Here is a 16,171-nt window from a genome sequence, read left to right on the forward strand (position 1 = left end):
CCGGTACCGGCCGTTTTTAGAAATTCAATTCGATTTCGTTTGCAAAGTGTTCACTTTTATTTACTTTCTCACTTAATTGAATTTCTTTTAAAGGAATCGATGGGTCTTTTATGATCGCCGACAGAATCATGGCGTAATCCTTGCTCAGCGTAGCGATGGTTTTCTGTTTAAACAGCTTCGTGCAGTACTCAAAGCTTCCTTGAATCTCGTGCGGATTCATCACGAAAGTCAGCTGTAAATCAAATTTGGCCGCCGTATTTGTTTGTTCATATGGTCTGACCGCGAGAGAGTCCAATTCGATATCCGTTTGTTCCGTATTTTGCAGAACAAACATCGTATCGAATAACGGATTACGGCTTAAGTCCCGTTTCACTCCCAATTTCTCAACTAATTCTTCAAAAGGATATTCTTGATTTTCATAAGCTTTCAGCATCGTTTCTTTTGTTTCCGTTACATAGTCCATAAAAGTCTTTTCTCCAGCCGGGGCCGTACGGATGGCCAGCGTATTCACAAACATCCCGATAATATGCTGTAAATCTTCATGAATTCTTCCCGCAATAGGCGTACCGACGACGATATCTTCCTGACCGCTGTATTTGGCCAGCAGTATGTTATAGGCTGACAGCAAGATCATGTAAGCGGTCGATCCGGTCAATTCTTCCATCTGTTTTATACCCTGGACCACGGTCTCATCGAGAGCGAAATTATATCGCTTGCCTTCAAAGCTTCGAATTCGCGGTCTGGCAAAATCTTTCGGCAGCTCAAATGGCGGGAGTTCCTCATGAAATACGTTCAACCAATATTTCTCCTGGCTCTTGATGCGTTCCCTCTGCTCCGCCTGCTGCTGCCATACAGTGTAATCTTTGTATTGAATCCGGAGCGGGGTTAATTCTTTGCCGTCATACAATTGAATCAGTTCTTCAACAAAAATATTCATAGAAGCGCCGTCTGAAACGATATGATGCATGTCAAACATGAAAACATGTCTGTCCTGTTCTAATTCGATGAGTCCGGCCCGAAGCAATGGAGCCTGACTGAGATCGAAAGGCCGCACGAAATTGCGGAACAGCTCCTCGACCTCTTCATCAGCTGCTTTGTACCTTTCTATAGAGAAATCCGCCTGCGGCTTGATCACCTGCACCAGCTCTCCGCGGACCATTTCAAATCCGGTTTGTAGCGATTCATGGCGCTGGATCAGACTTTGGAACGCAGATTGTAAACGATTCATGTCGATCCTGCCTTCCAATGTCAAAATCCCCGGCATGTTGTAACTTAGTTCTCCGCCTTCAATTTGTGTAGACAGGTAAACCATCTTTTGCACAGAAGATACAGGATAAACATCTTTGGCTTCTGCAACAGGGATTTCATCCGGACCGCTGGTTTCCGCGCCTGCAATGACCCTCGCCATTTCTTCAATCGTCGGGTATTGAAACACTTCTCTCAATGAAATGCTTTTGTCGAATTGCTTATGGATCCTGGTAACGAGCGTCATCCCCCGTAACGAATGCCCGCCGAGATCGAAAAAGTTATCTTTTACGCCGACTTGTTCTACCTTCAGTACTTCTTTCCAGATGTGAACCAGCTGCTCTTCCGGTCTTGTCCTTGGAGCAACATAGTCAATCCCGGTCTGCAAGCCTGCTTCAGGCAGCGGTAACGCGCTGCGATTTACTTTTCCATTGGAGGTTAACGGCATTTGCTCCAGTTGCATCAAGTATGAAGGAACCATATAGCCTGGTATTTGATCGGAGAGTTTTTCTTTAAGTTGATTGATCGGCAGTGACTTCTCCCCTGTAAAATAGGCATACAAATCGCTTTGCCCCTCTGCATTTTCTCTGGCCAGGATCACCGCTTCTTGTACATGCTCGATGTTGAGAAGAGCGGCTTCCACCTCGCCAAGTTCGATCCGGTAACCGCGAATTTTGACCTGGTGATCCTTTCTTCCGGCATATTCAATGTTTCCATCCGGCAGGTAACGGGCAAGGTCGCCTGTTTTATACATCCGCTCTCCGATTTCAAACGGATCGGCCACAAACTTTTCGCCCGTTAATTCAGGCAAGTTCAGATACCCCCGTCCTACTCCGTCTCCGGCGATGCACAGCTCACCTTTTACACCTATAGGCAGCATCCGATCATGGGAATCAACAATATACACACGGTTGTTGCCCAGCGGTTTGCCGATCGGCACGTAACCGCCGTCGTCAGCGGATGCCAATGTCTCCGGTACGATGTGAAAGACCGATGCATCCACGCAGGTTTCCGTCGGACCGTATACATTGGTTATGAGCGGCATTGATGACCCGTTCGAAGCGAACAATTCAAGCAATTGCGCCACCGTCGCCTGCGGGAGCGCCTCTCCTCCAATAAGCATGTGCCGGATCGTTACCCCATGAAGGCTGTCTGCAGCGATAAGCAATTGCAAATGTGACGGTGTTCCGTCTGTTACGTCAATGCGGTGGGTGCGATAATAGTTTGACAAGGCATAACCGTCTGATACTGATGCTTTAGGGACGATATACAGTGCATGTCCCCTTAACAGTGCCGCGAAAATTTGCTTGACAGATGCGTCGAAATAGTACGGTGCCAACAAAGACACACGCAATCCCGAATCATAAGCACCGTACACTTGTCCGCGGAGCCCCTCCATCAAATGAAGGACCTGGCGATGCTCAATCAGCGTGCCTTTTGGCTTGCCGGTTGTGCCTGATGTGTAAATCACATACGCCAAGTGATCCGGTCCGGCTGCCGTCACCAGATTCGAGCCGTCCCCGCTGTTCATTCGTTCGTCATTCAGCAGTAAAATCTCTCCGGCAAAGGATACACGATCTTGTAAATGGGGCTGTGCCAGCAGAACCTTTGCTCCTGAATCCTCCAGAATATAGCGGAGGCGTTCCTGCGGGCTGTCCGGATCCATCGGCACATACGCGCCCCCGGCTTTCAGGATCGCCATAATCCCCACGATCATTTCCAGAGAACGTTCTGCCAGAATACCCACAGGCTGGTCAGGCTGCACGCCTTCGCTTCTTAAAATCCGCGCCAGGCGGTTGGCCCGCTCATTCAGCTCACGGTATGTGAATCGGCTTTTCTCGTAAACTGCGGCCGTATGTTCCGGCGTGCGCTCCGCCTGCTCCTCGAACAATTGGTGAATTGTTTTGTCCCTTGGGCAGTCTATCGCCGGTTGACCCCATCTTTCCACAATTTGCCCTTTCTCCTGCGCGGTGATCATCTCCAGCGATGAAAGCGGCGCCTGCGGATCATTCGCAATCGCCTCGATCAATTGGATAAAGTGCTTTGCCATGCGTTCCGCAGTTTCCTGCTTGTACAGCGCTGCCGCGTAACTGATCATACCTGTAATTCCGTCTTCATTTTCTGCCGCTTGGAACGTCAGGTCGAACTTCGCCATCGCATGGTTGTCCGGATAAGGGGTAAAACGCACATCATCGAGGCTCAATTCTCCCTGTTCTGTGTTTTGCCATATGAACATCGTGTCAAACAGCGGATGGCGGCTGAAATCCCGGGACACATTCAGCTTGTCCACCAGTTCGTCGAATGGATACTCCTGGTTTTCATACGCTTTTAATGTATGCTCTTTGACTTCCTGCACGTATTCCCGGAATGTTTTTTCCCCGACCGGATTCGTTCGTATCGCCAGTGTGCCCACGAACATGCCGATTAAGCTTTCCAAATCCGAATGGGTTCTTCCGGCAATCGGGCTGCCTACTACGATGTCTTCTTGCCCGCTGTATTTGGCAAGCATGGTCGTATAAGCAGCCAGCAGCACCATGTACAGCGTGCTTTCGCTCTTCAGCGCCAAGCCTTTCAGCTGTTCCGTCAACTCCGGTCCGATGACAAACTCGATTTGTCCTCCTTCAAAGCTCCGCGCAGCCGGTCTTCCGTAGTCGGTTGGCATATCCAGCACCGGAACCTCTCCGCTGAACACATCCAGCCAGTACGCTTCCTGTTTCTTCATCCGTTCGCTTTGCATATCCGACAGCTGCCACGCCGCATAATCTTTATACTGAACCCGCAATGGCGGCAATTCTTTTCCTTCATATAATGAAACGAACTCTTCAATCAAATTCTTGATAGATACGCCATCGGAAATGATATGATGCATGTCAAACAGCAGCAAATGGCGGTCTTTTGCAAGCTCGATCAGTCCTACCCGCAGCAGCGGCGCTTTCTCCAAGTCAAATGCCCGCACAAACCCATGAACAAGGGCTTCCGCCTGTTCTTCTTTCGCCTGAGTGAATTCCACTGCAAATGGGACGTCGTCATAGATCCGCTGCACCGGTTCTCCGTCTATCAGTTCAAAGCCGGTACGCAGCGTTTCATGGCGCTGAATCAGCTTGCGGATCGCCTTCTCGACAAGTTCCCGATCCAAAGCTCCATCGGCTCTCATGACACTCGGCATGTTGTAGCTCAGCTCACCGCCTTTCAGCTGATTCAAAATGTACAACCGTTTCTGCGCCGAGGAGACGGCATAGTATTCTTTTGCTTCAACGGTCGGGATAGATGTATATGCTGTGTGTTTCATACCGGTAATCGTTTCTGCCATTTCTTCAATTGTTGGCGATCGGAACACTTCCCGCAGCGGCAGGCTGACCCCCATCTCTTTGTGCAGTTTCGCTGTCAGCGTCGTTGCCCGCAGCGAGTGACCGCCGATGTCGAAGAAATTGTCTTTCACGCCGATACGCGGAAGTCCAAGCACCTCTTGCCAGATATGCGCCAGCTGCGCTTCCGCCGCTGTACGGGGAGCAACGTATTCGATCTCTGTTTGCACGCCTCCTTCTGGTGCTGGCAATGCTTTGCGGTCGATTTTTCCGTTTGCCGTTAACGGCAAACGCTCCAGTTGGATAAAGTACGACGGGATCATATACCCCGGCAGTTCCTGCGACAGCGCTATTCGCAGCTCGCTTACCATCAGCTCGGTGTTCGCTGAAAAGTATGCGCATAGCTGCTTTTCTCCGGCTCCGTCTTCAAGAGCGGTGACTACTGCTTCCTGTACCGATTCTATCTTTAAGAGCTGAGCTTCCACCTCGCCGAGTTCGATCCTGTATCCTCGAATTTTCACCTGATGATCGATCCGGCCCAAATATTCGATGTTACCGTCCGGCAGCCATCTCGCCAGATCGCCCGTCCGGTACATCCGTTTGCCGGGTTCGAACGGATGATCCGCGAACTTCTCCGCAGTCAGCTCCGGACGGTTCAGGTACCCCCTCGCCAGTCCGTCGCCTGCGATACAAAGCTCTCCCGGTACTCCGACTGGCTGTAGACGCATTGATCCCGGTGCCATCATATACAGCTGTATATTCGAGATCGGCTTGCCGATCGGTACCGATGCATACGCTTGGTTCGCTTCGCAGTTGAAGTACGACACATCGACCGTTGCTTCCGTCGGGCCGTACAGGTTGATCAGTTGGGCGCCGTTCACAGGCGTAATAAGGCGATGAAATCTTGCCGTATGTGCCGGCATTAATGCCTCACCGCTTGCAAACACTTGCCGCAACGTACGCAGCTTGCTTGTCTGTCCGCTCGCCGTCTGTGTTTCCGCAAACTTCAGGAAGGCGTGCAGCATCGCCGGGACGAAATGCATTGTCGTGATACTTTGCTCTTCTATTGTGTTCCAAATCACTTCAGGGTCTTTCTCTCCGCCGAGCGGAAGCAGGCACACCTTCGCACCGGTCAAAGCCCACCAGAACAGCTCCCATACCGAGACGTCGAAGGTGATCGCTGTCTTTTGTAAAATCGTATCGCCGCTGCCGATCGGATAAGCCTTTTGCATCCACATCAACCGGTTTATAACCGGACGATGTTCAACCATAACCCCCTTGGGCTTGCCGGTCGATCCGGACGTGTAGATTACATATGCCCTATCGCCCGCACCGGACAGCGGCTCCAAGTTAGAAACGTCATCATCGTAAACGGAAGTATCATCGAGATCGATGACCGTTCCTGCAAAAGCAACCCGTTCTTTCACGTGACGCTGTGACAGCAGCAGGGTCGCTCCTGAATCTTCAAGGATGTAGCGGATGCGTTCCTCCGGGTAATCCGGGTCGATTGGCACATAAGCGCCTCCCGCTTTCAGGATCGCATAAATCCCGACCATCATTTCTAGAGAACGCTCAGCCATGATCGCAACAAGCTGGTCGGCCTGTAGGCCTTCAGCTCGTAAAGTGCGTGCTAGTTGATTGGCCCGTTCGTTTAACTCAAGGTATGTCATACGCTGCTCCTCGAATATAACCGCCTCATGGTCCGGCGTCCGGAGTGCTTGTTCCTCGAACAGCTGATGAATCGTTTGTTCACGTGGGTAATGCATTTCGTTAGACTGAAAACGGCTGTGCAGCTGTTCTTTTTCTTGCTGCGTCAGAAGTTCCATTTCTTCTATTTTGACAGACGGCAGCTGCAATACTTGCTGCATGAGCTGTTCAAAATGTCCACGAATCCGCTCTGCTTCTGATTGTCCATATTCATTTCGGTTAAAACTAAAATGAACGGTGAGTTGTTCGCCAGGGATGACAACTACATTAAAATCGTAATGGGTATGTTCTTCTATATGGAAATTCACGATATTTAAATCCGCAGCATCATGGCCCTCTTCGACTTGCTGCCCTATCGGATAATTTTCAAAGATCATGATATGATCAATTAAGTTTTGCTTTTGTTCCGTTTGGGCCTGAATTTCGTATAAAGGATAGGTATCGTACGATTGGGAAGCCAGCGCGTTTTGTTGAACCATTTGCATCGTATCAGCAAAAGTGCTGTCCTCATCGCAGCGGATGCGAACCGGAATCGTATTGATGAACAGGCCGATCATCTGTTCCACATCAGGAATTTCCGCCGGCCTTCCCGACACGACACTGCCGAAGACAACGTCTGCGGACCCGCTGTATTTCTGTAATAATATTCCCCATAACGTTTGGATCAACGTATTTAATGTAACCTGATGCTGATTTGCGATCTGCTGTAATTGTTTTGTCTGTTCGTGATCAAATCGGCAGATCACATTGGCATAAGCGTATTCTTTTTGTTCGTGCTGCGCTATTTTATGAAGAAGCGTGGTTTCACCTTTATATCCTTCAAGATACCCGCTCCAGTACCGCTTTGCCGCTCCCTGATCTTGGCGGTCAAGCCACTCGAAATAGTCGCTGTAAGGAGCTGCCGATGGCGGTTCTGGTTCCCTGCCTTCCTGTAAGGCGCTATAATGATCAAACACTTCCTTCGTGATAAGAGACAGACACCAGCCATCCATCACAATATGATGGAAGCTCCAAATCAAATGATATTTGCGGTCTTCCATACGGAAAATCGCTATGCGCATCAGCCGATCCCGAGCCAAGTCAAATCCTTTTGCCTTATCTTCTCTTTGATAGGCTGCGATTGCATCCTCTCGCAGGTGCTCCTCTATGTCACGCAAATCTGTAAAATGAATTTGCGGTGTTTGCGTTTTATAGACAATTTGTAAAGGAGTATCGTTCCAGCCGCTGTAAAAACGGGTTCTGAGCACGGCGTATGTTTCAAATAATCGTTCAAGGCTTGCTTTAAACCAATCAATCTTTAACTCTCCCTGCAAATCGAACGATGCTTGTTCAAAATAAGAACTTGAGGCCTCGTCCAGCAGGCTGTGGAAGAGCATTCCTTTCTGCATCGGAGTGAGCGGATACACGTTTTCAACCTCACCTGCATGCGGCAGTTGAATGAGGAGCTGATCCAATTCGTCAATGGACATGCCTTTTAACAAAATATCGCTTGGCGTCAGTTCCGATTGTTCTTTATGAACGCAATGCGTAATGATGGTCCGCAGGCGGCTTTGAATCGTTTCCGATAACCGCATGATCGTTTCTTTTGCGTACTGTTTGCTGCTGTAGCTGATCGTAAGCCTCAACCGGCCCTCGGTGATCATTCCGTTTATATTCAATACATACGGTCTTTCTTGATTTCCGCTTGAGTCTGAACCGCAAGAATAAGAAGATAATTGAACCCCATGCTGCTGTAAATCTTGGTCAAACTGTCCCAGGTAGTTAAAGCTGATCTCAGGATTGAGTTTCGATGGCATTCCGCCGCTTAAGTACCTTGCTATTCCATATCCGATCCCTTTATGCGGAATTTGACGCAATCCTTCTTTGGTCGTCTTGATATAATCAGAGATCTCTTTGCCCGGCTGCGCGTGCAGCACAACCGGATACAGACTTGTAAACCACCCGACCGTGCGGGAGATATCTATATCCTGTATAATCTGTTCTCGGCCGTGTCCCTCTAAATGAATCGGAATTTGTTCCAGTCCTGACCAATGCGATATGGAAAGACCCAGAGAAGTTAAGAGCAAATCGTTTATTTCCGTGTTATAAGCGCGATTCGCTTGTTTTAATAAGAGCTCCGTTTCCTCTTTCGTCCATTCCACAGCTGCTGTTTCACTGTCTTTTGCAGTTGTATGAGTTTCATGAAAATCTTTAGGCAGCGGTTTGACTTCGGTTTGTTCGATCTTTGTCCAATATTCCTGTTCTTGTTTTATGGTTTCACTTTGCGCGTATTCTGAAAGTCTCTTAGCCCATAATTGGAAAGAGTCTGTTTTTTGCGGCAGTTGAATCACTCGCCCGTTCTCGGCTTGCTTGTAGCCGCTAACGATATCTTCCAGTAAAATGCGCCATGAAATCCCGTCTACAATCAAATGATGGATGGCAATGAGCAAATGATCTCCATTTGCGCATTGAAACAACCCGGCTTTCATTAACGGCCCATCACTTAAACGCATACTGCTTTGTATCTCATCAGCTTTGGCTTCAATTGTCCGTCCCGGATCGGAATCTTCTTTCAGATTCAGGACGTCTAAGCGGTACAGTCCGCTTTGGGCGATTTCTTCATTCTGTGCCTCACAGCCATTTTCCGTAGTCCGGAACGTCATGCGGAGCGCATCGTGATGTTCAGCAAGCTTTTGCAGGGTTTGACGAAGCTGCGTTTCCTGAAAACCTTCCGGCGCATGCAGCATGACGGCTTGATTGTAATAATGCTGATCTGTCGTTATGTGATCAAAGAACCAATGCTGAATAGGAGTCAGGCTGACTTTTCCTTTGACCTCACCTTGATCGGCTATACGGAGATTCTGCTTGATATGCGGACTCAAATCTGCAATTGTTGCATATTGAAACAAGTCTTTGATTTCCATTTTGTATCCTTGCTGATTTAATCTGGAGGATACTTGAATGGATTTAATGGAATCTCCGCCAAGATCAAAGAAATTATCAAGAATACTGACGTTTTCAGCGCCTAATACCGATTCCCAGGCAGAAACTAATATTTCTTCCGCTTTTGTTCGGGGAGCTTTATACTCTGCTCTGTCCTGCAGTTCGAAATCCGGAGCCGGCAGCCCTTTTTTGTTTATTTTTCCGTTAGAAGTTAAAGGCATTTCATCAAGCTCGATAAAATAAGCCGGAACCATATAACTTGCAAGGGTTTGAGACAATTGTTTCCGGAGCCGGGCTGCCGTTGTTTGTCCGCCGCTCACGTAATATGCACACAATTGTTTAAACCCGTGGACATCCTCTCTGGCTGTAACGACAGCTTCCTTGATCGCTTCTTCTTGAAGCAGTGCCGCCTCGATCTCGCCTAATTCGATACGATAGCCTCTGATTTTCATTTGTTCATCTATTCTGCCCGCATATTCAATGTTTCCGTCCGCCAGCCACTTCGCCAAATCTCCGGTCTTATACATCTTCGCTCCGGGTTCAAACGGGTCATCGACAAATTTCTCTGCCGTTAATTCGGGACGGTTCAAATATCCTCTTGCCACACCGGCGCCGCTGATATAGATTTCTCCCGGGACACCGATCGGCGCGGGTTTCATATTCTCATCAAGAACGTAAATGCTCGTGTTTGCCGCAGCGGTTCCGATCGGTACTGATTCCCGCCTGTCCTTTGCGGCATCGTAACGGTAAATCATGCAGCCGACAACGGTTTCCGTCGGTCCGTACTCATTGCATATTTCAATCCGGCCTTCGAACTGTTCATGAATGCTGCGGGCTAACCGGGTGCTTAAGTTTTCCCCGCCCACAATCATTCTTCGGACAGCCGTTTGATCGGCAATGTTCATTTCTTTCAAGACCTGCAAATGGGCCGGGGTCAATTTAATGATATCCACCCTCGGGTCCCGCACAATTGATTCAAGCAGAGCTGTTTTATCCTCTCCGTCATAGACGATGATTGCATTGCCTGTGACAAGCGGCGTGAAAATAGAAGTCACCGTCAGATCAAAAGAAATTGACGAATACAATGGGAAGTTGGCTTTCTCGCCTTTTACATAAACTTCTTTCGCCCACCAAATATAATTGGTCAAGCCTCCGTGCTCGATTAGTACGCCTTTTGGCCGGCCTGTGGAACCTGACGTATAAATGACATATGCCAAATGGCTCACATCACTTATCGGAGCAAGGTCAGAGCCATCTTGGTGATAAGAACTTTCATCATCAAGTAAAACCGTGACGCCTTCATAGGCAAGCTGTTTCCTGACGTCCCGCTGCATTAAAACGATTCCGGCTTGGGAGTCATCCAGCATATACCGGATGCGGTCTTGCGGATATTCCGGATCTATAGGTACATAGGCTCCGCCTGATTTTAAAACGGCAAGGATTCCGACCACCGATTCGATGCTGTTTCTTGTGATGATGGCTACAGGCTGATCCGTCTGCACTCCTTTCGCTCTTAACGTTCGCGCCAGGCGGTTGGCCCGCTTATTGAGCTCTCCGTACGTGAGCTGCCTGTCCTTATCAATGACGGCTGCTTGATCGGGCGTACGCTGCGATTGCTCTTCAAATAATTGATGAACCGGCGTCTGCGGGAACGGCGCAGCCGTGTCGTTCAGCGTCTGCAGAAGGGTTCTTCTTTCGCCTTCCGTTAACAATTCCGCTTGATCCACCCGGATATCCGCATCTGTCACGACTTGATGCAGGATTTGCATGAAATGTTCCCGAACCCGCTCTATGCTTGCCCGCTCATACACATTTGCATTGTATTCAAAAGAGATGTTCATCTCGTCGCCCGGTATAACGGTCAAATTAAAATCGTAGTTGGTCTGTTCTTCCATTTGGACGTTGGAAATCGTGATGGATGTTCCGTTCTGGCGGCCTATACTTTCCATATACTGATCAACCGGATAATTTTCGAATATCATTAAATGTGTAATTAAATCTTGCTTTTGCGTTGTACGCGCTTGAATATCGTACAGTGGGTGCGTCTCAAATTGTTGAGACGCTACAGCCCTTTCCTGCGCCTCTTTCATAAGCCCGGCAAACGTTGTCCCGGCTTCACACCGGAACCGGACGGGGATGGTGTTAATGAATAAGCCGATCATGTTTTCCACGTTTGGAATTCCAGCAGGTCTTCCGGATACAACACTTCCAAACACAACGTCCCGGCTGCGGTTATATTTCTGCAGCAAAACCGCCCATGCCGTCTGCAGCAGCGTGTTCAGCGTGACATGATGCTTGCCTGCCGTCCGCTTCATTTTCGAAGTGAGATCGGAGCTTATGTCACACATCACTTTTTCAGGAACGTATCGTCCGTCCTCCGCTGCATGGTGATCCTTAGGAAGGCCGGTTTGCTCCTCATATCCCTCCAAGTACTGATCCCAATAAGCCGTGGCCTCTTTCGCATCTTGCCGGCCGAGCCATTCAATATATTGACTGTACGGAGTAATTGACGATTGTTCAGGCTGCTTTTGCTGAAGCAAAGCAAAGTAATTCTCGAAAATTTCTTTTGTAATCAGCGGCAGACACCAGCCGTCCATCAAAATATGGTGGAAACTCCAGATAAAACGGTATGTCTTTTCATCCGTACGAAGGATGAATAACCGCATTAACGCGCCTTTTTCTAAGTCGAACCCCCGCATCTTATCTTCTCTGGCATACTGCTGAATCATCGCTTCTTTTTGAGATTCCTTCATCTCTCGTAAGTCATTGAATTGAAAGCCGATTTTTTTCGTTTTGAATATGATTTGGAGCGGCTGATCCTTCCAGCCTCTGTAAAAATTCGTGCGGAAAATATCATATTTTTGCGATAAGCCGTCCAAGCTTTTTGAAAATGAATCAATTTCCAGATCTCCATGCAGATCAAACATCGTTTGCTGAAAATAAGCACCAGAATTCGGATCAAATAAGCTGTGAAACAGCATGCCCTTCTGCATCGGCGTTAATGGATAAATATTTTCCGCTTCGCCTAATTCACGCGTCTGCTCCAAAAGCTGTTCCAGTTCGTCGATTGAGATGTCTTTTAACAGGATGTCACTTGGTGTGAGAGAAGTCTGCTGCCGGCTTACGCAATGTGCAATGACTTCTTGCAGACTTTCTTTCAACCCCCGGGCAAATTGAGCCATAGTAGATCTTTCGTATTGTTTGCTGCTGTAGCTCAGTGTCAGTGATAATGTCCCTTCGGCAATCATTCCGTTCAAATCAAGCACGGCCGTTCTCTCTTGGTTTTCGTTCATTGATAACCCTGTGGAAAAAGGCGAGATGCGTAAAGCCTGATGCTTCAGGTCTTGGTCAAATTGTCCCAAATAGTTAAACGATATCTCCGGTTTCAGCTGCAGGCTGTCGGCTTCCGGATGCCCGGCTATATATTTGATGATGCTGTAATTCATTCCTTTGTCAGGGATGCGGCGCAGCCCTTCTTTCACGATCTTGATCCGCTGCGACAGGTTTTTTCCGGCTTCCATCCTCAGGACGACAGGGTACTGGCTTGTGAACCATCCTATCGTGCGGGAAATGTCAGCATCCGGAATAATCGGTTCTCTCCCGTGGCCTTCCAAATTCACGACAATCTCTTCCGTGCCTGTCCACTTGTGAACAGCCAGCCCTAACGAAGTCAGCAGCAGATCGTTGATATCCGTGTTGTAGGCGCGGTTCGCTTGTTTTAATAATTGCTCCGTTTCCTCTTTTGTCCATTGAATCGTCACTTCTTCGCTGTCTCTTAATAACGATCCTTCGCTGATAGTGTCCTTAGGCAATGGCTGAGGCTTTATACTTGAAAGCTCGGTCCAATACGCAATCTCCTCTTCCATATCGGTTTCCTTCGCATATTTGGACAATTGATCGGCCCAGGATGGAAACGAGTCTGTTTTTTGCGGGAGCTGGATCGTTTGTCCGCGTTCTGCCTGCTCATAACCGCTTGCAAAATCTTCGAGCAAAATACGCCAGGATACACCGTCAATCAGCAAATGATGAATTGCAATCAGCAAATGATCTCCGTCCGGACATTGGAACAAACCGAGCTTCATCAATGGCCCTTTGTCTAATACCATGCTGCTTTGAATCTCATTCGCTTTATCGGCAATCGCTTGAGCCGGATCGGTTTCCCCTTTATAATTCATCACTTCCAGATGGTATAGTTCACTTTCATCTGTTCCTGTAATTCGCGGAGCGTATCCATCCGGCGTTTTTTCAAAAATCATCCTCAAGGCATCGTGATGCGACGCGATCCGTTCCATCGTCCGGCGAAGCGGGCCCTCTTTAAAGCCTTCCGCCGAATATAACATGACGGCCTGATTGTAATGGTGTGCATGCTGCATTTTTTGCTCAAAAAACCAATGCTGTATCGGGGTCAGCTTGGTTCCGCCATTCACTTCTCCTTGATCAGCCACCCTGCTGACCGGTGCTACAAACTGACTAAGTTCAGCAATCGAGGGGTGTTTAAACAAATGCTTCATATCAACCTTGTATCCGGCTTGATACAATCTGGATGACACCTGAATTGATTTAATCGAATCTCCGCCAAAATCAAAGAAATTATCCAAAATTCCTATACGTTCTGCCCCTAATACTTCTTGCCAGATAGACGCCAGCAGTTCTTCTATTGTGTTCCGCGGAGCTATGTATTCGTTTTCCGCCCGCGTATTTTCGTCAGCAGCAGGCAAAGCTTTCAGATCAATCTTCCCATTGGAAGTGAGCGGAATGCGTTCCAAAGGGATAAAGCGGGAGGGAATCATATAATTCGGCAGTTCCCGGGATAATTCTTCTCTGAACTGCGCAGCGGTCAAAGAAGGCTCGCCGACATAATAGGCATACAATTGTTTGGCCCCGTCTGCGTCTTCCCGCGCGACGACTGCGGCTTCACGAACGTTTTCCAGATTGAACATGGCTGCCTCTACCTCGCCGATCTCAATCCGGTAGCCGCGAATTTTCACTTGATGATCAATCCGCCCTAAATATTCGATTCTTCCATCCGGCAGCCATCTGGCGAGATCCCCCGTTTTATACATCTTTTGACCAGGGACATGCAGATGCTCCACAAATTTTTCCTCCGTCAATTCAGGCCGATTGAGGTAGCCGCGGGCCACTCCCGCTCCTCCGACATACAGCTCTCCCGGTACGCCGATCGGCTGGATTTGATGGTGCGCTCCTAAAATATAAGCTTGATGGTTGGCCACCGGGCTGCCGATTGTGATCTGTTCATCAGCGGACTGAACAGGGTGAAATGTAGATACCACGCTGTTTTCTGTCGGTCCGTATTCATTATTGATCCGAATGCGAGGCTGCAGAGAATGCAGCTTCTCAACTGTATCTGTTTCCAGCTGCTCACCGCCTACAACAACATGCTGAACATGGATGAAATCCTCTCTGTTCATCTGTTCGATCATCGTTTTCAGAAGACGGGGAGAAGTTGAAAAATGGGTAATTCTTTCTTGTTTTATGGCATTTTGAATGGCGAAAGTTTCTTTATTCTCTTCATTAGGCAGAAGGTGCAAAGTTGCTCCTGAGATGAGCGGGCCGAAGAAATTTAAAATGAACGCATCAAAAACATACGGGTACAAGACAAGTACGCGATCCGCCGGAGAATGCCTGAAAAACGCCTTCTTCCACTGAAGCGAGTTCACAATGCCGCCGTGTTCAACCATGACCCCTTTCGGCTTTCCTGTTGTACCCGACGTATAAATGACATAGGCTAAATGGCTGTGTCCCGCTACTGGTGATAACAATGAGCAATCGGCATGGTATGATGTTTCATCATTCAAATCAATCACCGGGCCGTCAAAGGCGAGGCTGTTTTTTAAATGATGCTGAACAAGGAGAACGTCTGCATCCGCATCATGAAGCAAATATTGAAGCCGCTCTTTTGGATATTCAGGATCCAGGGGCACATAAGCGCCCCCTGCCTTCCAAACGGCTATAATGGATACGATCATCTCTAATGAACGATCAGCGAGAATGGCGACTAACGTATCGGGTTGAACCCCGCAATTACGCAATGTTCTTGCCAAACGGCTCGCCTTCTCATTCAGTTCCCTGTACGTCAAATGGTCGTTTTTAAACTTGACGGCCGCATGCTCAGGCGTTCTTTCTGCCTGTTCTTCAAATAATTGATAGACTGTTCTGCTCCCGGAGAAATCTGCGCCGGTGTCGTTAAAATCAAACAATAGCTTCTGTTTTTCCGCTTCCGGTAAGATCTCTGCCGTATGGATCGCGGCTTGAGGCTGAAACAGGATCACAGACAGCAGCTGATCCAAATGGGATACAATTTGATTGATATAGTGCTCATCGTACAGATTGCCGTTATAAAAAAGCTTCAAATGAATCCCGTTGTTCTCCAAATCAAAGTGAAACAGCGTATCGGCTGCAGTATCTTCTTTAAATTGCAAGGAATGAATTTCGTTAAGCGAAACGACGGTATGAATCAAAGGCAAATGCTCGTCATTGTATTGCACGCTCAGATGCCGGACCATTTTTCTAAACGGCAGGTTTTGATTTTTCAGAGAATCATTAACGGCTTCTTTCAGCTGCCCGAATACGGTTTTAAATGTGCTCTCGTTTGAAAGCGTATTTTTTAAGAGGACAATGTTGTTAACGGCTGACTGGCCGGCTTTTTGCTTCGATACCGTCGGAATGCCAAGAATCAGGCTCGTTTGATCCGTATATTTATACAACAAGCATTCAATACCCGCCAATAAAATCAGATAGGCCGCCATATCGGAATGATTCGCCATTGTCATGATTCTTTGAGATACTTCCGGAGATAAGGAACGGCAGATGCATTTTTCCTGGTAGCCGGTACGGGCCAACGATGCTTTATCCGCTGCTTTAAAGTAAGGGAATGCGCTTAGGCCGTCTTCTTCATCAAACAGGTTTTCCCAGTACGTTTCTTGAGTTTTAAATACCGACATTGGAGCACCTCATTTTATATATTTTAAAGA

General features: G+C 48.1%; 1 protein-coding gene. It reads right to left on the minus strand.

The window, feature by feature from the left end; genetic code table 11:
- Positions 1–16 precede the first annotated feature (16 nt).
- Positions 17–16,141 (minus strand): non-ribosomal peptide synthase/polyketide synthase, encoded by a 16,125-nt coding sequence (locus GNE05_RS09650; protein WP_160182700.1) that lies wholly within the window; start codon positions 16,139–16,141, stop codon positions 17–19.
- Positions 16,142–16,171 lie beyond the last annotated feature (30 nt).

Source organism: Bacillus sp. AM1(2019) (assembly GCF_009906915.1).
Classification (GTDB): Bacteria; Bacillota; Bacilli; order Bacillales; family Bacillaceae; genus Bacillus; species Bacillus velezensis.